22 protein-coding genes, 1 tRNA gene, 1 rRNA gene and 1 other RNA gene are annotated in these 24,522 nt (G+C 27.1%); 1 reads left to right on the plus strand and 24 read right to left on the minus strand.

What is annotated here, in order from left to right:
* The first annotated feature begins 18 nt into the window (after nt 1-18).
* Nucleotides 19-1,104 (plus strand): acyltransferase family protein, encoded by a 1,086-nt coding sequence (locus ABCP60_RS06800; protein ID WP_343101509.1) that lies wholly within the window; start codon nt 19-21, stop codon nt 1,102-1,104.
* Nucleotides 1,105-1,106: 2 nt separating this feature from the next.
* Here ABCP60_RS06800 and ABCP60_RS06805 read toward each other — a convergent pair whose 3' ends face one another.
* From ABCP60_RS06805 to ABCP60_RS06920, 24 genes are all read right to left on the minus strand, one after another.
* Complete coding sequence (locus ABCP60_RS06805) at nt 1,107-1,514, minus strand: GtrA family protein (protein WP_166505968.1); 408 nt, start codon at nt 1,512-1,514, stop codon at nt 1,107-1,109.
* A 60-nt stretch (nt 1,515-1,574) separates the two neighbouring features.
* Nucleotides 1,575-2,219, minus strand: a complete 645-nt coding sequence (locus ABCP60_RS06810; protein WP_343101510.1) for an HAD-IB family hydrolase — start codon at nt 2,217-2,219, stop codon at nt 1,575-1,577.
* A gap of 8 nt (nt 2,220-2,227) precedes the next feature.
* A complete protein-coding gene (locus ABCP60_RS06815; RefSeq protein ID WP_343101511.1) occupies nt 2,228-3,130 on the minus strand; it encodes a decaprenyl-phosphate phosphoribosyltransferase in 903 nt (300 codons plus the stop codon).
* Nucleotides 3,131-3,150: 20 nt separating this feature from the next.
* Nucleotides 3,151-4,374 carry a DUF6080 domain-containing protein gene (locus tag ABCP60_RS06820; protein WP_243248250.1) on the minus strand — a complete coding sequence of 408 codons (1,224 nt, stop codon included), beginning with the start codon at nt 4,372-4,374 and terminating at the stop codon, nt 3,151-3,153.
* Between the two features lie 87 nt (nt 4,375-4,461).
* Nucleotides 4,462-5,937, minus strand: coding sequence for a L,D-transpeptidase family protein (locus ABCP60_RS06825; RefSeq protein ID WP_343101512.1), 1,476 nt, complete (start codon nt 5,935-5,937; stop codon nt 4,462-4,464).
* Between the two features lie 326 nt (nt 5,938-6,263).
* On the minus strand, nt 6,264-6,875 hold the full coding sequence (locus tag ABCP60_RS06830; RefSeq protein ID WP_195237145.1) for a DedA family protein: 612 nt from the start codon (nt 6,873-6,875) through the stop codon (nt 6,264-6,266).
* Between the two features lie 110 nt (nt 6,876-6,985).
* Nucleotides 6,986-9,214 carry a cell wall-binding repeat-containing protein gene (locus tag ABCP60_RS06835; RefSeq protein WP_343101519.1) on the minus strand — a complete coding sequence of 743 codons (2,229 nt, stop codon included), beginning with the start codon at nt 9,212-9,214 and terminating at the stop codon, nt 6,986-6,988.
* 159 nt (nt 9,215-9,373) lie between these two features.
* Nucleotides 9,374-10,420 (minus strand): UDP-glucose 4-epimerase GalE, encoded by a 1,047-nt coding sequence (gene galE, locus ABCP60_RS06840; RefSeq protein WP_092927393.1) that lies wholly within the window; start codon nt 10,418-10,420, stop codon nt 9,374-9,376.
* A 145-nt stretch (nt 10,421-10,565) separates the two neighbouring features.
* On the minus strand, nt 10,566-11,483 hold the full coding sequence (galU, locus tag ABCP60_RS06845; protein ID WP_092923848.1) for a UTP--glucose-1-phosphate uridylyltransferase GalU: 918 nt from the start codon (nt 11,481-11,483) through the stop codon (nt 10,566-10,568).
* A gap of 175 nt (nt 11,484-11,658) precedes the next feature.
* Nucleotides 11,659-12,714: an Ig-like domain-containing protein gene (locus ABCP60_RS06850; protein ID WP_092923845.1), complete on the minus strand. Its 1,056-nt coding sequence runs from the start codon at nt 12,712-12,714 to the stop codon at nt 11,659-11,661.
* 696 nt (nt 12,715-13,410) lie between these two features.
* Nucleotides 13,411-13,944, minus strand: a complete 534-nt coding sequence (locus ABCP60_RS06855) for a glutathione peroxidase (protein WP_092923842.1) — start codon at nt 13,942-13,944, stop codon at nt 13,411-13,413.
* Nucleotides 13,945-13,981: 37 nt separating this feature from the next.
* Nucleotides 13,982-14,299, minus strand: coding sequence for a thioredoxin (gene trxA, locus ABCP60_RS06860; protein WP_092923839.1), 318 nt, complete (start codon nt 14,297-14,299; stop codon nt 13,982-13,984).
* 21 nt (nt 14,300-14,320) lie between these two features.
* Complete coding sequence (locus ABCP60_RS06865) at nt 14,321-15,217, minus strand: NAD(P)/FAD-dependent oxidoreductase (RefSeq protein WP_092923836.1); 897 nt, start codon at nt 15,215-15,217, stop codon at nt 14,321-14,323.
* Nucleotides 15,218-15,260: 43 nt separating this feature from the next.
* Complete coding sequence (locus tag ABCP60_RS06870) at nt 15,261-15,737, minus strand: glutathione peroxidase (RefSeq protein WP_343101513.1); 477 nt, start codon at nt 15,735-15,737, stop codon at nt 15,261-15,263.
* A gap of 145 nt (nt 15,738-15,882) precedes the next feature.
* On the minus strand, nt 15,883-16,314 hold the full coding sequence (locus ABCP60_RS06875; RefSeq protein WP_092923831.1) for a MarR family transcriptional regulator: 432 nt from the start codon (nt 16,312-16,314) through the stop codon (nt 15,883-15,885).
* A 476-nt stretch (nt 16,315-16,790) separates the two neighbouring features.
* A complete protein-coding gene (locus ABCP60_RS06880; protein WP_195581433.1) occupies nt 16,791-17,984 on the minus strand; it encodes a DHHW family protein in 1,194 nt (397 codons plus the stop codon).
* Nucleotides 17,985-17,998: 14 nt separating this feature from the next.
* On the minus strand, nt 17,999-19,375 hold the full coding sequence (locus tag ABCP60_RS06885) for an MBOAT family O-acyltransferase (protein WP_343101514.1): 1,377 nt from the start codon (nt 19,373-19,375) through the stop codon (nt 17,999-18,001).
* Between the two features lie 252 nt (nt 19,376-19,627).
* A complete protein-coding gene (locus tag ABCP60_RS06890; RefSeq protein ID WP_343101515.1) occupies nt 19,628-20,101 on the minus strand; it encodes a DUF4358 domain-containing protein in 474 nt (157 codons plus the stop codon).
* Nucleotides 20,102-20,142: 41 nt separating this feature from the next.
* Nucleotides 20,143-20,994, minus strand: coding sequence for a GDSL-type esterase/lipase family protein (locus ABCP60_RS06895; RefSeq protein ID WP_343101516.1), 852 nt, complete (start codon nt 20,992-20,994; stop codon nt 20,143-20,145).
* A 655-nt stretch (nt 20,995-21,649) separates the two neighbouring features.
* An RNA gene (gene rnpB / locus ABCP60_RS06900) (RNase P RNA component class A) lies at nt 21,650-21,991 on the minus strand.
* Between the two features lie 148 nt (nt 21,992-22,139).
* Nucleotides 22,140-22,706, minus strand: a complete 567-nt coding sequence (locus tag ABCP60_RS06905) for a DUF2812 domain-containing protein (protein ID WP_343101517.1) — start codon at nt 22,704-22,706, stop codon at nt 22,140-22,142.
* A gap of 90 nt (nt 22,707-22,796) precedes the next feature.
* Nucleotides 22,797-23,126, minus strand: coding sequence for a helix-turn-helix transcriptional regulator (locus ABCP60_RS06910; protein WP_343101518.1), 330 nt, complete (start codon nt 23,124-23,126; stop codon nt 22,797-22,799).
* Nucleotides 23,127-23,649: 523 nt separating this feature from the next.
* Nucleotides 23,650-23,724 (minus strand) — tRNA-Thr (locus ABCP60_RS06915).
* Nucleotides 23,725-23,789: 65 nt separating this feature from the next.
* Nucleotides 23,790-24,522 (minus strand): 23S ribosomal RNA (locus ABCP60_RS06920); the annotation flags it as partial.

Genomic DNA, 24,522 nt, shown 5'->3' on the forward strand with positions numbered 1-24,522 from the left:
TTACAAGGAGTTGACATTTTGAGAGACAAAAAACTAGATATTTATCGCGGTCTTATAATGATGTATGTAGTTGGAGTTATACATACTCTATTTTGGTTCCCTGTTTCTAATCACGTTTTAAAGTCACTTTTCTTATTTGAAATGGCTGTGGTATTTTTTATTACTGGTGCTAGTTATTCTCTTAGCTCAAAAAAAAGCTACATTAAATACCTTATATCTCGTGTTCCAAGGGTTATAGTTCCATATCTTATTTTTGGACTATTTGTTATTTTCATTCAATATATAGCTTATATTTTAGGAACTTCTATTACTGATTCTCCTATAAGTATATTTGTATATGATACACTACATCCTTTAAAGAAACCTGGGGTTTTCATACCTTTTATTACTTGGCATTTATGGTTTATGCCTGTGTACTTATTGTTAGTACCTTTCATACCCCCAATGTTTAAGTTATTTGAAAGTCTAAAAGGTATTTTTAAATTTATCCCTTTATTATTTATTGCAATATTAGTATTCTATTTTGAAAATACTACTCTTAATATTGATTTTAAAAGTGTTATTTTCTATGCTTTTTGGATTTATACAGGATTTTTCTATACAAAATTTAAGGATGTTAATATTTCAGTAGTCAAAAATATAGCTATATCTTTGATTCTTTTTATAGCTTTAGTTTTAATTGTTAAGGGTGATAGATATGTTTTAAATATGTCTACTAATAAATTCCCTCCAAATTTTGCATTCTTAGTTTTTACTATGACTGCTTTTAGCTTTTTATATATGTTTAGAAAAGTTATATTAAAATTTGGGGATTTACCTTATATAAGAAATATTGTTGATATTTATAGTGCTTATGGTTTTACCCTTTATTTATATCAACCTTTTACTTATTTATTACTACAGCCTATTTATCTATATTTATTTAATTTAACTGGATACAACTTTATATTAAGATGTGCTTTAACTCTTATAAATATTGTTGCTGTTATTTTAATTAATATTATATTTGCCAAAACTTTTGGTAGGTTTGAGAATTTTAAGCTTAAATTTAATTCATCTAATATAAATATAAAAAATAATATGGATATGAAACAAGCGTCATAATTTTATGACGCTTGTTTTTTAAATATTATTACTTTGCTTAGTACATAGTTTAGTACTATTACTAATATATTTGTAAATATCTTTGTTATAAAGTCATTTATTCCCATCATATCTATCATCACATACATTAATATCATTTCCATTACACCTGATAATAGTCTACAACTTACAAATGACGTAAATTCTTTTATTAAAAATTTTAGCTCTGTATTATTACTTTCAAATACAAAAAACTTATTTGTTATATATGCAAATATTACTGCTACTATCCATGCTATTATATTTGCTACCATATAGTTTAATTCTATTATTCTTGTTAATCCTATATATGTAGCTATATTAACACCTACTGTTAGCCCCCCAAAGACTAAATACATGATGCTTTCTCTATACTTTTTTAATATATCCATATTATTCTCCTATTTAGTGTTTAACCACCAATTTTTAATAATGGTGGTTAATGGTTATAGCTATACTTTTTGTATATATTTATGGCTTATTTTTTCTTTTATACTTCCATCTTTTTTGTTTACTAAATATGCATTTTTTACTAATTCAAACATTGGCATATCACTCATTGAATCTGAGTATGAATATGAATTTTCATAGTCTATTTCTATATCTAGTTTATTTAGTACTTCTTCAATTCTTTTTACTTTCTCTTTCCCTTTACAGTTGTTTCCTATTATTTCATTTTTATATCTATTATTTTCATATAATAATTCTGTACCTATCACTTCATCTGCATATTTATATTCTTTGAAATATTTCATATATGCTTTTGGTGATGCAGTTATCATTATTATTGTTGAATCTTTTTTTGATTTTTCTATTATGTCTTTTATATTTTTATTTATCTTAACTTTTAATTTTTTATCAAAAAATTCTTTTAATTCTTCTTCACTAAAGTTTACTATTGGGCTAAATACAGCTTCTTTTGCTTTTTTTAAGCTAGTTAACTTTAATGCATACCCTACTAGAGTTATAAATATATATGGTATTTTTATTATTGTTTTTAATGGCTTTGTTTTTAGTGAGTATAGTATAAAGTCTATCATACTATCTGTATTTATTACTGTATAGTCTATATCTAGTAATAGTACTTTCTTTTTCATATACCCTCCTACATTAATATTAATAGGCAACTTAATACCCATAATATCACATTTATTTGTAGAGTTCTATCTTTTAATACTACATCAGTTGGGTTTCCTTCTTCTGTTGTATTTATTATATAGTTATATCTAAGCACTCCATATACTACAAATATTGTTGTATATATCATTTGAGGTTTATCTGGATTACTTGTTGAGTAAAGTGCATAACATACTATCACAGAACTTAATACTACTCCCATCATTTGGTTTATTATTTCTGGATTATACTCTTTTAGTATTTTTCTATGTTCTCCTGCTTGATTTTTAAGTCCTTCTATTTCTTTTTTTCTTTTACCTAGCCCTAAGTATAAAGATAAGAAGAATGTACATAATATTATCCAACTTGATAATTCTACTCCTATTGCTACACTACCTGCACATACTCTCAATATAAATCCTATTGCTATTGAAAATACATCTAGTAGTACTACATTTTTTATTTTAAATGAGTATAATAGGTTATTTATTAAGTATATAAATATTATGGCTGTTAGTTTTAAGTTTATTTTTGATGATAAAACTAGTGCTACTACTACTAATCCTATTAACAATACTCCTGCATTTTTTATTTTTATTTTCCCACTTGCTAGTGGTCTTTTACATTTTTTAGGATGTAATTTATCTTTTTCTATATCTACTATATCATTTAACACATATACAGCTGATGATATTAGACAAAATGATATAAATGCTATTATTGTTTTATATATTAAATCTAAATTTCCTATGTTATTTGAAAATATTAGTGCCGCTACTACAAATAAGTTTTTTATGTACTGATTTGGTCTCATAAGCTTTATGTATTGACCTATTATGTTTTCTTTTATTATGCTATCTTCAATGACAATTTCTTCTTTTAAATTTTGCATATATTCACCTTCTTTGTGTCTTATTTAGGATAATTATTCATACCTATTTCTAATATTTTTAAAAATCCTTGTATATTACTTATTATCATAGTTACTAGTACTACTACTAAGAATATAATGAATATTTTTGTATATTTTTTAGGTAAAGATTTTGCAAAATAAGCTAAAAGTATTATTATTGCAAATGAAAAATATATTGCCATTATGTTTGCATTTTTTAGGTTATATCCTATTATTCCATGTAATGTTATATTCGCAAGTATTGCCCCTAAACATAATTGAGGTATTCTTTCTTTATAGTGTTTTATACCTCCTATTATTGCACATACAAATAATACTAAAAATATTAGGAAAAATATCATATTAGGAAGTCCTTGTTGTAAAAACATCCCATTTTCAAATTTTGCACTAGGAAAATACATTGTTGGGTATAGTAATCTTACTAATGTCATCTTTAGTTTTTCAAACATAGGTATTACTTGTATAAATTTTGTATCACTTTTGACTATATCTTTTACCATGAAAAAGCTATTATATGCTCTTGATGATACGATAATTACATAAGCTGCTAATACAAATGCTCCAATATGCTTTGCCATTTTTTTGATGTTTATTTTAAACTCTAATAATAAGTTTATTCCATACATATATATATTGGTAAGAGTTATTCCGAATAAAGGTATTGCAGCTATATCTATCCAGTATGATTCTTTATTTTTAAGTTTATTTACTAAGAATACAAAGAATACTAATGATAACTGGCCATATATAAATCTCTCTACATTCATAGTCATAAATATTTGAGGGAATGAAAATACCATCATACTTATTATTAGTGCTAGTATTTCCCTTTTTATATTTAATTTCTTTATTGTACTATATACCATTGTTATTGACGCTGAGCTTACTAATATTTGTAATAGTATTAACCCCATACCATATACATGGTTAAACCCTATATTAAAATTAGTAGCTATGTTCGTACTCAGTAAATGTATTGGATATCCAATTAATGATACTATCTGCATGAATAGTATATGTTTACTATTATCTTGCGCTAACGCAAATGTATTCCAATTAAACAATACACCCGTATCTGTATCTAATAATACATCATACGTATTATTTGTATCATAGAATATTGTTGTTTTTGAATAAAATATTATAGCTATTGCTAAATATATAATTGCTACTGATATAAATAACAATATCTCTGATTTATGTTTTGCTATTTTTTCTGTCAAAGTTTCCACTCCTTTTTGCATAAGTTTATAGCTTGTTTATTATACCATATAATCCCTATTTTTATATATGAAAAAAGGGATGTATTTCTACATCCCCTCTCCAAAATCAATTATCACTCCATTTTCATCTATTATTACTCCATTACCTACTACTGTGTTTCTTTCCATCTCTCCATATTCATTAAAGTAATAGCTTTTACCATCTATCTCTACTATTCCTTTTTGAAGCACTCCATCACCATTAAAGTAGTATGTTTTTTCATTTATATTCTGCCATCCTGTTCTAACTGTTCCATCAAATCCGAGGTAATACATATTTCCATCTAGTTCTTCCCATCTTTGTTGCATTGATCCATCTGGATTAAAGTAATATTTTTTACCATCTATTATTTGCCAACCAGTTCTTACTACTCCATCATTTCCAAAATAATATTTATTTCCATCTAACTCTTGCCAGTACCATAATGATACTCCATTTAGTGGATTTAAATAGTATCTTTTACCATCTATTACTTGCCACTTTATTTTCATTACTCCGTTATTATCAAAGTAGCTTCTTCTACCTTTTACGACTTCTTGCCATCCTGTTCTCATTATTCCATCATTTCCAAAGTAATATTTTTCATTACCTACTGTTTGAAGTCCTGTTCTTAACACTCCATCTGGTCCAAAATAATATTTATTACCATCTAGATATTGCCAATTCCAAAGTGCCACTCCATTTAATGGATTTAAGTAATATTTTTTTCCATCTATTACTTGCCACTTTATTTTCATTACTCCATTGCTATCAAAGTAACTTTTTCTTCCCTTTACTACTTCTTGCCATCCTGTTCTCATTATCCCATCATTTGCAAAGTAATAGCTATTTCCATTTAAGTTTTTAAGACCTGTCTGCATTACTCCATTAGCATCAAAGTAGTATTTTTTTCCTGATATTGTCTGCCATCCTGTTACTTTTTGTCCTTTAGAGTTGTAGTAATATTTTTTTCCACCTATAGTTTGCCATCCTGTTTTTATTTCATTTCCATCAGTTAAACTTATTTTATAGCCTGCTGCTATTTGTTTAAAGCTTTGATCTGTATACTTTATTATTACTTCACTTTTATTTGGTATTTTTTCAAATAAATCTCTAATTTCCTTGTTGTGCATTCTTATACATCCACCTGATACATGTTTACCTATTGAGCTTTCATTATTGTTTCCATGTATTCCATATGTTGTTCCATAAGTTAAGCCTACTTGAAGCCCTAACCATCTATCACCTAATGGATTTCTAGGATCTCCTCCTGGTATCCCCCCTGAGTAATATGGTCTATTTTTAATCTTATTTACTATTTTAAATTTTCCTTGTGGAGTTGGTGTACTTTTTTTGCCTGTTGCCACCATGTATTCCCTAACAAACTTATTATTAACATAATATCCCATCCTATTAGTTTTTGAATTTATAACTAATAGATGTGTACTCGCTGCTTCTATGTTTATTATGTTTATAAAAGAAAATGCTAATATTAATACCATTGTTGATATTATAGATATGTATTTTTTTAGCTTTTTTTTCACTCTTATTCCTCCCCCCTGATTTCTAATATATTGCTTGAATTACTTAGTTAGACTTATTTAAGGGGGTTTCCTTTAGTGTTATTAATTGCTATTTTTCCTTGTTTTTTCATTTACTTTTATTTTATTATTTTTATTTCATTATTTTTTGTTATGAAATTAAATTTTTTATTACTTTGTATATATATTTGTATATATATTATTACAATTAAAAATCCAATTTTCTAATTTAACTAATACTATCTAAATGTTTTATATAAAAAATCCCTTGAAATAATAACTATATTATCTCAAGGGACTTTTTACTATTATATTTTTAATATATAATCTTAGTTTTTACTTTTACAGTTTGATTTTTTTATGTTTTTTATAAATAGTATTATTACTATTCCAACTACTAATACTGTTGTCACCATTACTATAGTATTTATAATTCCGCCACTTGCTAATACTTTGTTTCCTATAAAGTATCCTCCACCTATTAATACTAAGTTCCAGAAAAGTATTCCTATACTTGAATATAGTATAAAATACCATACATTCATTTTCACAGTTCCAGCTACTAATGAAATAGCTGTTCTTGCTACAGGCACAAATCTAGATAACATTATAGCTGATTTATTATATTTTTTTATAAAATTATAAGATGCTGAAAGAGATTTTTTAGTTTTTGGAAACTTTTTTCTAATATAATCTAAAAGTCCATCTCCAAATTTTGCTCCTAACCAATAATTTAATAAAGATCCCACTATTCCCGCTATTGTTGTTGTTATAAGTATCGTCACAAAATCCATATCATATGATGCTCCTACCATACCTATAAGTGGTAGTACTACTTCACTAGGTAGTGGAAAATTTGCATATTCTAATGCTACTAATAAAAACATACTTATTAATCCATATTCTCTAATAAAAACTTCTAAAAACTGTTCTAAAGCCATTGAATCTCTCCATTTATAAATTTAGTCAGTTTCTATTATACATTATTACAGTTTCTATTAGTAGTCATAAATGGTTAGATTTTCTATATTTTATAATAACTTATGTTATTTTATATTTCAAAATATAATTCATATGTTTTGTATTCATCACTTTGATTAATTATTTCGTAGTTATTGTTTATATAATCTTTCTCTAAATTTTCTCCTAATATTATTTTATTTTTAGGTGTATTTACATCTTCTGTTATTTTATTTTCAACATATATAGAAGGGATCTTGCTGTATATAGTATCACTTGATTTTATTACATTTTCATCATTTAAACTATTTGTCACCCTTCCTTCTAATATAAGTTTTGATACACGATTTTTAATATAAGATTCATTTAAACTAATTGTAGATTTATTACTATTTCCTACAATATTATCTACTTTAACATTTGAACTTGAAATACTTATAGCTGGTAAAATTTCCGATTGTGTTTCTATATTCATATTTTTAAGCTTTATATCTGAACACATTTGTATAGATATAGATTCTTGTCTTGATTTTATATTAAAATTTCTAAGCTCTACTCCATCATGACCTATAAATATTCCTGGATTTTGCAAACTTAGTGTTTCTATACTATAATTTTCTTCACCATTACTTCCATCTATAGTTACTTTATTATTTATATTTAAATAGTTGTTTGTTGCTATTTTAATATGATTTTCTAGTTTTATTATAGTTTCCTTGTCTTGTGATGCTATTTTTATATACTTTCTTATTTCATCTTCATTTTTTACAAATGCTATATTTTTATCTACTCCATCTAAGTTTTCTATTATTATATCTTCTTCTATGATATTGCCATATTTATCTTTTATGCTTTCTTTTTCTATTATTATCTTACTATCTTTACCTACAATTTCTTCTTGTAATTTTATTATTAGGTTGTTGTTATCTATTTTTACATCATCATATTTACTTAATTTAATATATTTTACTTCATCTAAAGTTGTATTAAAATCTTTATTTTCTAATTTTAATATACAATTAGGATCTACTTCTATTTTTATTTTTTCTTTTATATAATCTACATTGCTATCTATGTCTTCATCAAATTCTATGTTTATTATTCTCTTTTCATTATCAATACTATGATTCACATAATTGGGTGATAATTTATCTTCTATCTCTAGAGGTGGTTCTATTGTTGTTGGTGGTATCGATTCTTCTGGCTCTGTTGGTGGCTCTATTGGCGTTGGAGGTATTGATTCTTCCGGTTCTGTTGGTGGCTCTATTGGCGCTGGCGGTATTGATTCTTCTGGTTTTATTGATGGCTCTGTCGGTGGTGTTGGTTTTGTAGGTGGATTTACTGGTTTTAGTGGTTTATAATTTTCTTTAATACTAATTAGTTCATTCTTTGCATTTTTATGTATCCCATACCCAACTTGTATAAGTTTTTTTATTTCTTTTCCTTTTAGCACTTCTTTTTGAGTATTGTCAATACTTTCGCCTAATACTACAATAGGTGATTGTTCTTTTGTAGCTAATGGTGTTATTAATACTCCATCTACTAAATCTTCACTATTTCCTTTACAGTAGTATACTTTATTTAATTTATCAGGATAAAATTCTCTTATTATTTTCCCATTAGTTTCATATCTATCTTTACCACTTATTCTCTTTGGTTTTGGTAGTTTTTTCAATATTTCATTACATATTGAATCTTCCCCTCCTATAACATAAGTCTTATCTATATACTTATCTCTTATCCATTTATAACCATGTTCTATGTTATCACTTTTTGATAATATGATTGGGATATTTTTACTTCCTCCTACTGGTGCTATTGATATTGCATCTACTAAAGTTTCTTGTCCATTAACAACTATTACTTCATCACATTTTTCATTGCTTATGATGTTTATTTTATTTGCTATTTGGACTGACGTTTCATATCTATCTTTTCCACTTATTCTTTCAATGTTTAAGTTATTTTCTTTAATCTGATTTTCTACGTTTTCATGAATTACAGATTTCCCACCTATTATATATACTTTTTCTGTTTCTAGCCTTTTGATTTCTTCTATTGTTTTATTATCTATTTTGTTATATTTAGTTAGAAGTATTGGTGAGTTTATTTGAGATGCTAATATACTTGCACATAGCATATCTGGAATTGACTTTGAATTTACTATTATTACTTCTTTAGATATTTTAAAATTCTTAGATATTTCTATAGATGTTTCAAATCTATTTTCTCCTCCTATTACACATTCTGATGCATATATTTGTATGGGAATTAGTGTGCTTAATATAGTTACTAAACTTATGAATTTTTTTATATCAATCTCTCCTTTTAATTATTTTTATTTTACATTATTTCCTTTTTATGCTTTTTTATAATAAATTTTAAACAAAATTTCATCTACTTAAATATTTATTTTCTTTGTAATTAAAAAAGCTATTTTAATATGTTCTACATAGAACCTATTAAAATAGCTTTTATACTATTCTTTGCCAATTGCTACTTCATCAAACTTTTTTACTTCATATCCATTTGGATTATTACTTTGCCATCTCCATGAATCTTCACACATCTCTTCTATTCCATACTTAGCTTTCCATCCAAGCTCTTTTTCTGCTTTTGAAGGGTCTGCATAGCAAGTTGCTATATCACCTTCTCTTCTTGGTGCTATTTTATATGGAATTTCTTTATTACTTGCTTTAGAAAATGCCTCTACAAGTTGTAATACACTATATCCTTTCCCTGTTCCAAGGTTGTATGTAACTAAACCTGGATTTTCATCTAGTTTTTCTAGTGCTTTTACATGTCCATATGCTAAGTCTAATACATGTATGTAATCTCTAACTCCAGTTCCATCTACTGTATCATAATCATTTCCAAATACATTTAAATATGGAAGCTGACCTACTGCAACTTTAGTTATATATGGCATTATATTATTTGGTATTCCAACTGGTTCTTCACCTATTCTTCCGCTCTTATGTGCACCTATTGGATTAAAATATCTAAGTATAGCTATATTTAAATCTTTATCTGCATAGCATATATCTCTTATCATATCTTCTATTATTAATTTCGTTCTTCCATATGGGTTTGTTACTGATAGTGGGAAGTCTTCTTTTATTGGGCAAGTTTTAGGACTTCCATATACTGTTGCTGATGAACTAAATACGAAGTTTTTAACATTATATTTTTTCATAAGTTCAAATAGGACTAGTGTAGTTATTAGATTATTTGAATAGTATTCAATAGGCATAGATACCGATTCTCCTACAGCCTTAAGTGATGCAAAATGTATTATGGAATCTATATTATTTTCTTCAAATACCTTATCCATCTTTTCTTTATCTGTAATATCTATTTCATAAAATTTTGGAGTTTTACCACTTAGCTCTATTATTCTATTTACAACCTCTTTGCTACTATTACATAAGTTGTCAACTATTATTACTTCATGGTTTTCTTCCAATAGCTTTATTACAGTATGGCTTCCTATGTACCCAGCACCACCACTTACTAAAACTGCCATATTCATCACATTCTTTCTCTAATATTTTTTATTTTTAAAGCCTAGTCATAATATTTTTGCATAAATTTATGTCTAGGCATACTTAATAGTTTAAATATATATTATTGTTTTTAGTCTTTGTTTTGGAATTTAAATATATAAACTATTACTCTTTATCTGATGCTACTTCTTTATCTGATACTAATTCTTTTTTATCTTCTTCATTTACTATTTTTCTCATGTAGTTCATTAAATCATCTCTTAAGTTATCTCTTTTTAAAGCAAAATCTATAGTTGCTTCTAAGAACCCAAACTTATCTCCTACATCGTATCTTCTTCCTTCAAAGTTGTATGCATATATTGCTTCTTGGTTTCCTAAAGTCTTAAGAGCATCTGTTAATTGTATTTCTCCACCTTTTCCTGGCTCTTGATTTTCAAGTATATCAAATATAGCTGGAGTTATTATATATCTTCCAAGTATAGCTATGTTTGATGGAGCTTCTTCAACAGCTGGTTTTTCAACCATGTCCTTAACTTTATAAACTCTATCTTCTATGTGTTTAACATCTAATATTCCATATTTACAAGTATCTTCTTTAGCAACTTCTTGTACTCCTAATATACTTGTTTTGTACTCATCATAAGCACCTATTAATTGCTTTAAACAAGGAGTTTCATTGTCAACTATATCATCTCCTAAAAGTACTGCAAATGGTTCGTTTCCTATGAAACTTTTAGCACAATGTATAGCATGACCTAATCCTTTTGGTTCTTTTTGTCTTATATAGTGTATATTTACCATATTAGATATATTTCTTACCATTTCTAACATTTCAGTTTTTCCTTTTTGCTCAAGTTCAAGTTCTAATTCAACAGACTTGTCAAAATGGTCTTCTATTGACTTTTTATTTCTTCCTGTTATTATTAATATTTCCTCTATACCTGATTCTATTGCTTCTTCTATTATATATTGTAAAGTTGGTTTATCTACTATTGGTAGCATTTCTTTTGGTTGAGATTTTGTAGCTGGTAAAAATCTTGTTCCTAATCCAGCCGCTGGTATTATAGCTTTTTTAACTGTCATCGCATTTACTTCCCTTCATAAATTAATATAATAATTTTCTATTGTATATTTATCTGTAATGTTATTAACATTTTAATTATCATTCTATATTATACAACAATTTTCAATTTAATGAAGTTTATTTGATAAACTTTATACTAAATTATCTAGTTTTATCATTTAAAGTAATATAATGCTACTTCATATTCATAAATTTAATACCTATACCTATACCAAATATAGCTATTGATGTCATCACTTCTGGTGTTAATAAACTACTTTCTTCTTTATTTTCTTCCTTCTTTACTTCTTGTTTTTGACTTTTCTCTTTGCTGTCTTCAATTTTATCATCATCGGTATTTGTCACTTCATTATTAGAGTTATTTTTTTTATCTATATTTACTTCGTTTACATTTATATCTTTGTCTATATTATTATCTGTTATATTATCATTATCAACATCTTTATCATCGCTTGAATCTAAATTTTCACCTTTATTTGATTCTTGATTATTTTCTTGTTTATCATTATTTATTGATGATACATCTCCTCCCACTTGAAGATACTTATATGCTCTACCACCAAATACTAAGTGCTTCCCATCTTTGTCTACATTTTCTTCAAAGTTATAGTATAAGTTATAATCTTTAAAGCTTTCTAAATCATCCCACAGTACATTACCTTCTACATATTTTCCATTATCACTTATATAGTTTGGTACTATTTGCTTGTTATCTAGATTATCTATACTATTATATATTCTGTACTTATTTTCTATTATGCTCTCAGTTCCAAGATCTATGATTTGATTTGATATATTTACACTTTTTAGTTTTCCATTTGTAAATAAGTTTTTTATTTCATTTATACTTTCTATATTATTATTTGATAAATCTATACTTTCTAGATTCGTTGCATATTCTAGGCCTGACAGACTTTTTATATTTTTATTGCTTCCATTATCTGAGCTTATACTTTTAAGACTTTCTATTTCTGATTTTGTTACAGACGAGTTTATATCACTTTTATCTAATTCTTTATTTATTGCTCTTTTTAAATTTACATCGCTTATGTTTATAATCTCACTTATTTCTTTTTCATCTATTGTTTCTTCATTATTTTCTGGTTCTATATTTTCTAATTCTTTATAGCATTTTTCCTCTGCATAAGAGTTAATTTCACTGATGCTAACCAATAAAAATATAGCAATTAACATTATTATGACCTTATTCTGCTTCACACGCTGATTCAATATTTATTCCTCCATAGTATCTTTTCTACCATTCTAGTATCTAAAACTTTATGATATTTTTATATATTAATTTTACGTATTGTAACTTTTATTATTTATAGTGAAATTATTAATTATAAAAAGCTCCACCAAATAATTTAGTTTATTCTTTTTACTTATACCTTTCATAATTAAATCATTTCATTTATTTTTTATTACTTGTTATTATATATTCTTATGATTCACTAACTATATCATTAGCCTTTTTATCTTGATCTACATTTATACTCTAAAAATTTTTATGCTAAAACAAAGAAAAACAATACTATATTATGGAATATATGGTGAAAAGTATAATTAATATATTGTAAGCCTTATATTGCAATTAATTGATTTTGATTATATATAATCAAATAGTATAATCAAACTAGAATTACAATATAAAAACCACATTCATCTACTTATTAATAGTAAATGGATGTGGTTTTTATATTATTTTACTAAACTACTCCCAAGTTCGCATTATATTAATAATGCGAATTAAAAAATATTATTTTTATACAATAGATTTTAATGTAATAATTGTATTTTTCATTATACTTTTTTTATTTATAAAAATACTAAGTCATCTGACTTAGTATTTTGTTTTTATTAATACTTCTAGGTTGTATACTATTTTTATAATAATCTTTAAATTTACTTAAAGTATTAATTAATCTATTTAAGTAAGCTTTCAATATCTTTTTCTATCTTTTCTGGCTCACAAGTTGGAGAATATCTTTTTATTACATTCCCATTTCTATCAACAAGGAATTTAGTAAAGTTCCATTTTATTTCATCACCTTCTGTTGTGAATCCACCTTGCTTAAGCATAGCATAAAGACCTTCTGAAGCAGCATCTTCTTCTGCATTTGGAGCTTGCTCTCTTAAGTATTTGTATAACTCAGATGCATTTTCTCCGTTAACATCTATTTTAGCAAAAGTCTTAAAAGTAGTATTGTATTTAAGTTGACAGAAAGTTACTATTTCCTCATTAGTTCCTGGTGCTTGCCCGAAGAATTGATTACATGGGAAATCTAATATTTCAAACCCCTTATCATTGTATTTATCATATATTTTTTGAAGACCTTCATATTGTGGAGTAAATCCGCATCCAGTTGCAGTATTTACAATAAGTAATACTTTTCCTTCATAGTCTTTCATTGTAGCCTCATTGCCACCTATTTCTTGTACATTGAAAGTATATATCATATTTAATCTCTCCTTTTATTTTATTATTATAGATTTATTATTTGTTTAAGCAATTTTCTATTTTTTCAGCAAGAATTTCTTTTGGTGAGAACCCTACTATCATATCTTGCTTTTGACCCTCTTTGAAAATTGCTATTGTAGGTAGTCCAGCAACACCATACTCCTGTAGTATATTTACAGACTCATCTGCATCTACCTTTATAAATTTAACGCTATCCTTCATTTCTTCTGCTAAACTATCAATTATCGGAGATAGCATTTTACATGGACCACACCATGTTGCAAAAAAGTCTACAACAACAACTCCTTCGCTAATTTCATTTGCAAATTTACTTTCATTTATTATTTCAACCATTTTTGAACCTCTTATTCTTTTCTATAATGCAATTTCATTTATTTTATTTTTTGAACATCTTTTTAGCTCATCTATATATGACACAGCTGATAATGCAGCGATATTTCCTTCACCTGCTGATTTTATATATTGGTATGGAGTTCCAACAATATCACCAGCTGCAAAACATCCTTTTAAATTAGTCTGCATTTTTCTATCTACTTTTACATGATTTCCATCCAGCTCTAACCCTGGAACAAGTTGCCCTGGCGATATACTATCTCTAAGGATAAATATTCCGTCAGTATCTATTTCTGAATTTTTTAGAACTAACTTTTCTACTTTCATACTACCTTGTATTTCTAATGGAGTATCATTTATTATTTCTATTTTTTCGTCAACTTCAACTTCTTCTTTATACATTGGTATATAGTAAACCTTAGATGCAATTGTACCTATAAAGTTCGCCTCATCTTCATCATGCTTATTATAAGCAATTATTGCAACAACTTTATCTTTGTAAAGAGGAGCATCACAAGTAGCACAATATCCTACACCTTTACCTAAATATTCTTCTTCACCTTTAAATGTCTTTCCGAAATTAACACCAGTGGCTAATATTACAGCAGATACTTCATAAATCTTATCCTTTGCCATTAATGAGTAGTAATCTCCCATAGCATATATGTTGTTTATCTTTTCTTCTGTAATTTCTATATCCATTGACTCAAGATGGTTCATGAATTCATCTCTTATTTCTTTTCCACCTTTTCCATAGAACCCTAAGTAGTTATTTATCTTTTCTGCTTTAGTAAGCTTTCCACTAAGCTCTTTAGTTCCAAATATTATAAAACTCTTCTTTCTTATTTTGGCATTTAATGCTGCTGATAATCCAGCAGGACCACTACCTATTATAGCTAAATCATATCTTTCGCTCATATTATCTTACTCCTCTTTATATTTTTAATAGAAAATACTACTTTTATGGTAGTAATTTTTCTATATCTTTTCTTATTTTACTAGGAGTTGTAGTAGGTGCAAATCTATCAATAACATTACCTTCAGCGTCTATAAGGATTTTAGTAAAGTTCCATTTTATTTTATTTCCTAATATTCCTTTTGCATTACCCTTTAAGTATTTATATATTGGATGTGCATTTTCTCCATTAACATCTATCTTTTCGAACATTGTAAATGTAACTCCATAATTTACAAGACAGAAGTCACTTATTTCTTTGTTTGAATCTAACTCTTGATTAGCAAATTGACCACAAGGGAATCCAAGTATTTCAAACCCTCTATCTTTATAGTCTTTGTACATTTCTTCAAGTTCTGTTAATTGTGGAGTAAGCCCACATTTACTAGCTGTATTTACAACTAATAACACCTTTCCTTTATACTCATCCATTTTAACTTCTACACCATTCATTTTATTTGCAGTAAAATCATAAAATTTCATAATATATCCCTCCAAATATTTTTAATTTATATAAATTTAATTTAATTCAATCGATTAGTATATAAAAATTAATATAATTGATGCATGAAAGTATCAATGTAATCAAAGATGATGAATTCACTTAAAAAGTGAACTACATCTTTAATTATATAAAACCTTCTAATATCTTATCTAAATAATATTTAAGTTGAATAGCATCTTCTCCAGAAATTTTAGACTCGCAAAATACTTTTTCTGGAATTGTAATAGCTTCATCTTTAAGTTGTCTTCCATTTTCAGTAAGCTCAACAATTACAATTCTATCATCTTCTTTACTTCTGTACTTTACTATAAACCCCATAGACTCAAGCTTTTTTAATACAGGAGTAAGAGTTCCAGAATCTAAATGAAGTTTTCTTCCAAGTTCTTTAAATACTATCTTTTCCTCTTCCCACATTACAAGCATTGCAATATACTGAGTATACGTAAGATTGAATTTATCAAGATAAGGCTTATATAGCTTTATTATCTCTCTTGATAATGCATATAAAGGAAAGCAGATCTGGTTTTCCAATTTTAAAACATCGTATTTACCCATAGCAGCCTCTTTCTTGTAATTATTTTAATTAATTAAAATTTAATTTAGCTCAATTAATTTATCTTTATAATAATCGATATTTTTTTAGTTGTCAATAATAAAGTAAATATATTGTTGGTTTCCTATAAATTATTAATCATTTTTCTAATTCAAAAATTTCTTATTCGTGGATTTATTCTTTTACTAATATTAAAATCATAGGAATTGAGCTTAGTATAAATCTATCTCTTAATTAATAATTACTTCGTAATATATAACAATTGTGATTTAATTAGATTATATCATTATAGCTTGATTATTGATTATATATTTTACCTTATATTTATAAATAATAACGATAAAAAAAGATACTGTATATTAGCCATACAGTATCTAAATTAGTAGTTTGATTATATAAATTTTACCCTATATAATATAAAATAGTATTGTTTTTCTTTGTTAATACTTATCTATTATTATTTTACTTAAAATAGTATTTATATATTATTTAAAACTGGTGCTAATGTATTATCAGAGAAAAATGTATTAGCATTATATAAATAAAGCATATCAGTTACATTTTCTTTGTCTATTAATTTTTCTATATCTTCATAGAAATATCTAGGGTCAACCATTATTATCTCGCTAAAATAAGGAGTTAAAAACTGAACCATACTATTTGCATAAGAATCCTTAACTAATAATAGCTTTCTATCACTAGTTGATGTTGTATTTATCTTAACTAATGGATGGTTACCTCCTAAGAATATTCCGTACTTATCCTTAGTTTTTAACTTTTCACTATCATATATAGATGGTGCTTTTTTCTTTTCCTCAACATAATTAACTACTACTTGATCATTATCATCCTTTGGAATATATACATCTATAGTATCAGTATCCTTAGATGCAAATCCACTTTTTGAGTATAATGTTCCATAAAAATCATTAGCTACCGGTTCTATATTATATTCTTTTCCTTTATTATCTAACTTCATAGCTTTAGCAGTTTCTAAAAATCCATAATAAGCTCCTAAAGTCGTCCAGTGATGGTCTGTTTTATAGTATATATATTCATCCTTATGTTTATCTAGTGCATTATATGAATCTATAAAGTTTATTTTATTATCTAAAGATTTATTTAAATCATCTAGATATTTTTTTTGATCTAATACTGGAGCATATGTAGGTAATTTATCATCTAGTATGCTAATTGCATTTGGTGCTATAAACATATATTGATTTATATCCTTATGCTTTTTAGCAAAGTCATTTATAGCTTTTATATTTTCATTTAAATTTTCTTTATCTGGCTTACTAAACCCTTCCATAAGATATCCATCATCACATATATATACTCCGTTGTTTTGTTTTTTTCCAAGCATTCTATCTATATGTGACTTTACATTTATAAAGAAATCTCTTCCTATAAATTGGTCTACCTTATACTTTTCATATTTTGTTGTAAATCTACCTTCTAATAGTCTCTCAAATGTAAACTTTGGTTTCTTTGCAAGCATTCTATTTTCCGATTCTGAAAAGTCTTTATCCTTAGCTACAATATTTAATGTAAATACCGAAAATACAAATACTAAAAATACTAAAGTTAAAGTTTTAAAATATCTATTTTTATATCTAATTTGTTTATATATTTTGGATTCATTTTTATTTTTTAAGCATCTTTTTTTCATAATAATCTCCCTTCCTAGAATCTAAAGTATAAGAAAGGATTGTAGGTTGCATTTACTAGATATGCCGTTGCTATAAATAGTATTATTAAATTTATAGCTATTCCTAGTATAATACCCCATTTTTTCTTATACACTATTTTTTTGTATACTATGTTAACTATTGGTGTTGAACATAGTATTATAGGAATTAAAATTATTATATTTGTATATAAATAATATATAAAAGTACTATCTATAATTGGATTTCCATTTAATCCAAACATAACACTTATATACAAAAGTCCAGTTCCTAGATTATCATATGAGAAAAATACCCATCCTATCATAACTAATATCATAGTGTATAGATGTCTTATAAATGATGGAATACTTTCTAATACATTTTTTAAGAATATCTTCTCTATAAAAAGTATTACTCCATAGTATAATCCCCAAACTATAAAGTTCCAACTAGATCCATGCCATAGACCTGTTAAAAACCATACTACAAATAAGTTTCTAACTTGCTTTGGTATAGAACATCTATTACCACCTAATGGTATATATACATATTCTCTAAACCAGCTTCCAAGACTTATATGCCATCTTCTCCAAAACTCCGTAACACTTTTAGATACGTATGGATAGTTGAAGTTTTCTATAAAGTCAAATCCAAACATTTTTCCAAGACCTATTGCCATATCACTATATCCACTAAAATCAAAGTATATTTGAAGTGTGTATGCTATTATTCCTAGCCATGATGTAAGCACTGAAATAGAGTTTATATCCATTGCTTGTACACTTGTAAATAACATACCTATGTTGTTTGCAAATAAAACTTTCTTTCCTAGACCTTGTATGAATCTTTCTGCACCTTCTCCAAATTTACTAACAGTTTCTTTTCTATTATCTATTTGGTAGTCTATATCAGAATATCTAACTATAGGTCCTGCTACAAGTTGTGGAAACATAGATACATAAAGTCCAAATGATATAACACTTTTTTGGACTTTTACCTTATTTAAATACACATCTACTACATAAGATAATGTTTGGAATGTGTAAAAAGATATTCCTATAGGTAAAGGTAGTTGTGAATAGGAAATATTTAAAGAAAATAAAGTATTTATATTTTCTATTAGGAAACCATAATATTTAAAAAATCCTAATATTCCTAAGTTAACTACTATTGTGAGTATAAATATACCCTTTGACAAACTTTTGCCTCTATGCTTGTCTATAATAAGCCCCATAATATAATCAAATATGGTTGTAAATATCATTAAAAATACATACACAGGCTCTCCCCATGCATAAAACACTAAACTTATAAGAAGTAATATAAAATTTCTAAAACTTCTAGGAGCTATATAATATAGCATTAGTGTTATAGGTAAAAAAGTAAACATAAAAATTATACTACTAAAAACCACACCTTTACCTACTTTCTATTTTCTTTATTTAATTAAATTAATCAATTTTTACTTAATACTATTACTTTTAAATATAAATATTTATTTAAAGCAAATTTCAAATCTTAATAAATATTAATTTAAAACTTTCTCATTTTATAAAGTATACATTAATTGACTTTTATATCGATACAAATCATATATTTTGCATAATTTACTATTTGTATATTGTATTTATTTTAAACTATATTACTTAACAATACTTTCTTTAAAAGCCTCTTTCATTTCTTCTGCCTTTGGTGATACAGCAAAAAATATGTACTTACCTTTAACTTTTAATTCATAATTATCTAAAAGCTCACATTGCTTTGGTCCATACCCACTAAAGCTTTCTAATTGTTTATTAACTCTAGAGTCTATAACATCTTCTATGAACTGAACTTGACTTTCATCCTTAACTTTTACTATTAACATCTCATCTACATCCATAGTAGACTTTGGAGTGTATAATATAAAACTATCTAAGTCATTTGAATTTAATCCATAGTATCTTTTTAAAGTTTTGCTATTTCCTTTTTCCATCTTATCTAAGCTAACTTTACTACTTATATCTTTTTCTATATCTTCTAGTTTCTTATTTTGATTAATTCCACATCCGCTCATAAAAATCATAGAAAACATAACTACAAGAATCATTAGACTAACTTTTAATTTCTTTTTCAATATAATCACTTCCCTTATAGATTTGTCCATAAATGCTAATCTTATAAATTCATTTGTGATACCATAGAATTTAACCACAATTTATAAGCACTTGGTAGAAAATGTATTCCATCTGGCTCATAATACTTAGAGTCTAAAGTGCCTACATTTATATATCCAATTCCTAATTCACTACACATATTTTCTAATGCTATATTAAAACTATCTAAATTTTTAAGCATAGGTTGTTTGTTTATGGCTTTTTGTTGTACTGGGAAGATAGATGTTAGATAAATTTTAGAACTTGGTAACTTACTTTGAACTTCTTTGATTAGTTTTTCATAGCTTTTTATAAAATCTTTAGGATTACTGTATAATTCTAAGTCATTCATTCCATAAGTCATAATTACATTTGAAGGTGATAAATCTACTACGGTTGATACATCATCTTTTGCCTCTACAGTAGTTCTACCTTTATAGGCAACTACTGATGAGCCACTTAATATCTCATACTCTGTAAGACCTTCCGCCCTTGAATCTCCCATTATAACTGAGTTTTCAAACAAAGTGCTATAGTCTACCTTCTTATTTTTATCTTTAGATTCATTCTCTTCTTTTTTACGTTTAATATCATTTATTTCTTCTTGAATCTCTGTAATATTTTTACTTTCTAATCGCTTTACTGCTTTTACACCTGACTCTACTGTTTTATCACTATTAGCCATTTCAAATACTTCATTGCTATTAGTATTATAGTTGTTATTCTTGTCTTTACTTATTTCTTTGCTATTACTAATTTTTTCATTACCTGAGTTTTTCATTTCTCCTCTAATTACTGTGAATAAGGCTAGTATAGCTACTAGTGGTAAAAATGTTGCTATCGCTACTCTTTTTTTATTAAGTTTTCTTTTCATAGTAGTTCTACCCTTCTCTTAGTTACTTTTTAATTATTATGAATTCTATTATAATATAAATAAAATTTTTTATTAAATGTAATTTTTTCTAATTCTAAATTTCTCAATTTAAAATATATGTTTATATATTTTTTTATATAAACATTTCTGTATTGTTTATATTTATTTATATAATCGATTATCTAAATAAATATAATATTATCACTTTAATCTTTATTTAGATATAAGCACCACCTCTTGTCGAATTTTGTAAGTTGCAATGCTAATTATAAGGTAATACTTTTGGTTAGTAAAGGAACAAATTGGATAAACAATATGTCAGAAATGTAACAATTTTACCGGAAACTTTTTACAATAATTTAATTCAATATATTCTAACATATGTATAAATTTATACATATATTATCAATGCTTCTCTTGATATATAGCTCTATTTTAATATTAGATATGATATTTTAAAAAGATTATTTGAAATTTTAATAGAATATAGTTAATATAGATTTTTTTATTTTTCAATACATTTTACGTATAAGCTCTATAGCTTCTTTTAACTCCAATATTTATCCTCTTTATTTTTCGATATACTCAATTTAGTTTAATTGTTTTTTACATAAATTTGTGCAATAAAAAAACACTAGCTAAACTAGTGTTATAAATAATAAGCAAGTCTATAAGCGGAGTTCTGTATTTGACAATCATCTTTCTAGGCTTATTGTCACCAATAAACTCAAGCGGCCTACCAACCGGAGGGTACGAGCAATACCCTTTTTATCCTATTCTGGCCTTGCTCCAGGTGGGGTTTACACGGCTTTGCTAGTCACCTAGCAAACGGTGAGCTCTTACCTCACCTTTTCATCCTTACCACAAAAGTGGCGGTTATTTTCTGTTGCACTTTCCTTAAGATCACTCTCACTAGGCGTTACCTAGCACCCTGCTCTATGGAGCTCCGACTTTCCTCACGTAGCTAAAAGCTACCCGCGATTGTCTGGCTTACTTAATATTTAATTGATGTATATAATATATCATATATTATTATTTATGTCAAAATTTAAATTTTGCCTATATTTCTATCATCTGGACTAATAATTAATTAGCCCTATAGGTATTATCTAATATTTTATATATACGTTTTAGAATTGTAATCATTAATTTTTAGCTGATAATATTGCTTTTTTCATCTTGCTTTTAATACACATACTACATGGTATTAAAGCTATAAAAAATCCAAAAGCTCCTCCTGCTATCATATAAACAATAAATTTTAGGCCTTCATATACACTTGAATCTATTGCTATATTCTCCATTATATAAGTTATTAAACCTGCTATTATAGCTATTACTACTGAGTAGATCGCGGTCTTTTTAACACCTTTATTCATAGCCTTGTATTTAAGTCCTAAAGTATATCCATCACTATATATAGGGTGTGTTCCTTCTGGTGCCTTAAAAAAATGAAAGCCTTCATAAGAAGTTACATGAGTCCATCCGCTTTCTTCTATTAATTCTATATAAGAATCTAAATCATCTTTATTTTCATTATAATCAACATAGTATATAAGATTTTGAGGTTCTCCTTTTACAAGCTTATAAGATAATTTCTCAAAATTATCAAATATCCATCCTTCTTTAGCTAATTTTCCTAGCTTTTTCATTTCTTTTTCTTCCGCAAATCCTAATCCCATTGATGCTATATATTTTACATTTTTACTCATAATTATCACCTTTTTAATATCATTAATTTATTATATTTACCCTTTATAACTAATCTACATTGTCATTAAATCGTTTTGATTTACTTATATCTATCTCTCTAATCTACTAAAGGCCTCTGCACCATGAAGAGCCATCTTATATCTTCTTTCTTTTTCCATAGTTATAACTTTTAGTCCTCTCTCTGTAAGCTTATATATCTTTCTTCTTCCTTCTTCTCCAGCTAATTCTATATAATCTTGTTCTTGCATCTTCTTTAGCATAGTATATAAGGTAGCAGGCCCTATTATAACTTCTTTTTCAGTCAAATCCTCTATATATTTACTAATTCCATAACCATGCATAGGTACTAATAATGCTAAAAGTATATAATACCCTGATTCCGTTAACTGCTCTTCTTGTAGTGAATTATTTCTACTCACTCTACTCACTTCCTTTCTATAGGTATAAACCTAGTTCAATATTTAATCTCTCTTTAGCTTTACATTTTTATTTTTTGCGCATATTCAAATATTTTTTCTACATGTTTAATGGAATCTTTTTTACCCATATTAACTATTGCTGATTCGTTTATTCTACTTATAACAGCTAACTTAACAACAAAACATAAATCAAAAATTATTATTAAAGCTACTCAACCACTAATACCTATTTACTCCCACATAATCTACTCTTCTCTTGTACTTATATGTCTAGGTATTGATTAAACAATTTTACTATCTATACCTCTATATCATTAATTAATATATCCATTATTGATATATCTAATTACAATATATCATAATTAGATTATATTGTGTATAAATTTTATTATAAAATATAATTTATATATAATATTTATTTTTATATAATATAAAACTCTATATTTTGATTTATCATTAGTTATAATATTGCAAGTAATTTATTATAACAAAAAAGACTATGTATAAATACATAGTCTTTTACTGGAGCTGGTGATAGGAATCGAACCTACAACCTGCTGATTACAAGTCAGCTGCTCTACCGTTGAGCCACACCAGCATATTATTTTTTTGATTAAGTTTAGTACCCTCAAAACTGCATATCATTTAGTCAATCATTTTATTTTGGTCAAGTCCTCGACCTATTAGTATCGATAAGCTAAATACATTACTGCACTTACACCTTCGACCTATCAACCAGGTAGTCTTCCTGGGGTCTTACCCTTACGGTGGGAAATCTTATCTTGAAGTTGGCTTCGCGCTTAGATGCTTTCAGCGCTTATCCATTCCGTACATAGCTACCCAGCCATGCCCTTGGCAGAACAACTGGTACACCAGAGGTACGTCCATCCCGGTCCTCTCGTACTAAGGACAGGTCTCCTCAAATTTCCTACGCCTGCGACGGATAGGGACCGAACTGTCTCACGACGTTCTGAACCCAGCTCGCGTACCACTTTAATGGGCGAACAGCCCAACCCTTGGGACCTACTACAGCCCCAGGATGTGATGAGCCGACATCGAGGTGCCAAACCTCCCCGTCGATGTGGACTCTTGGGGGAGATAAGCCTGTTATCCCCAGGGTAGCTTTTATCCGTTGAGCGATGGCCCTTCCATGCGGAACCACCGGATCACTAAGTCCGACTTTCGTCCTTGCTCGACCTGTATGTCTTGCAATCAAGCTTCCTTTTGCCTTTACACTCTTCGCACGATTTCCGACCGTGCTGAGGAAACCTTTGAGCGCCTCCGTTACTTTTTGGGAGGCGACCGCCCCAGTCAAACTGCCCACCTGACGGTGTCCCAAGACCTGATTCAAGGCCTCTGGTTAGGATCCCAGTACTACAAGGGTGGTATCCCAAGG

The sequence above is a fragment of the Romboutsia sp. MSSM.1001216sp_RTP31141st1_G3_RTP31141_220114 genome (assembly GCF_039031195.1).
GTDB lineage: Bacteria > Bacillota > Clostridia > Peptostreptococcales > Peptostreptococcaceae > Romboutsia_C > Romboutsia_C hominis.

Coding starts and splice junctions, on each gene's coding strand:
- ABCP60_RS06805 (WP_166505968.1), bottom strand. CDS start 1,514: ATGGATATATTAAAAAAGTATAGAGAAAGCATCATGTATTTAGTCTTT.
- ABCP60_RS06810 (WP_343101510.1), bottom strand. CDS start 2,219: ATGAAAAAGAAAGTACTATTACTAGATATAGACTATACAGTAATAAAT.
- ABCP60_RS06815 (WP_343101511.1), bottom strand. CDS start 3,130: ATGCAAAATTTAAAAGAAGAAATTGTCATTGAAGATAGCATAATAAAA.
- ABCP60_RS06830 (WP_195237145.1), bottom strand. CDS start 6,875: ATGGCTTTAGAACAGTTTTTAGAAGTTTTTATTAGAGAATATGGATTA.
- galE (WP_092927393.1), bottom strand. CDS start 10,420: ATGGCAGTTTTAGTAAGTGGTGGTGCTGGGTACATAGGAAGCCATACT.
- galU (WP_092923848.1), bottom strand. CDS start 11,483: ATGACAGTTAAAAAAGCTATAATACCAGCGGCTGGATTAGGAACAAGA.
- ABCP60_RS06855 (WP_092923842.1), bottom strand. CDS start 13,944: ATGATATATACTTTCAATGTACAAGAAATAGGTGGCAATGAGGCTACA.
- trxA (WP_092923839.1), bottom strand. CDS start 14,299: ATGGTTGAAATAATAAATGAAAGTAAATTTGCAAATGAAATTAGCGAA.
- ABCP60_RS06865 (WP_092923836.1), bottom strand. CDS start 15,217: ATGAGCGAAAGATATGATTTAGCTATAATAGGTAGTGGTCCTGCTGGA.
- ABCP60_RS06870 (WP_343101513.1), bottom strand. CDS start 15,737: ATGAAATTTTATGATTTTACTGCAAATAAAATGAATGGTGTAGAAGTT.
- ABCP60_RS06875 (WP_092923831.1), bottom strand. CDS start 16,314: ATGGGTAAATACGATGTTTTAAAATTGGAAAACCAGATCTGCTTTCCT.
- ABCP60_RS06880 (WP_195581433.1), bottom strand. CDS start 17,984: ATGAAAAAAAGATGCTTAAAAAATAAAAATGAATCCAAAATATATAAA.
- ABCP60_RS06885 (WP_343101514.1), bottom strand. CDS start 19,375: ATGTTTACTTTTTTACCTATAACACTAATGCTATATTATATAGCTCCT.
- ABCP60_RS06895 (WP_343101516.1), bottom strand. CDS start 20,994: ATGAAAAGAAAACTTAATAAAAAAAGAGTAGCGATAGCAACATTTTTA.
- ABCP60_RS06905 (WP_343101517.1), bottom strand. CDS start 22,706: ATGAGTAAAAATGTAAAATATATAGCATCAATGGGATTAGGATTTGCG.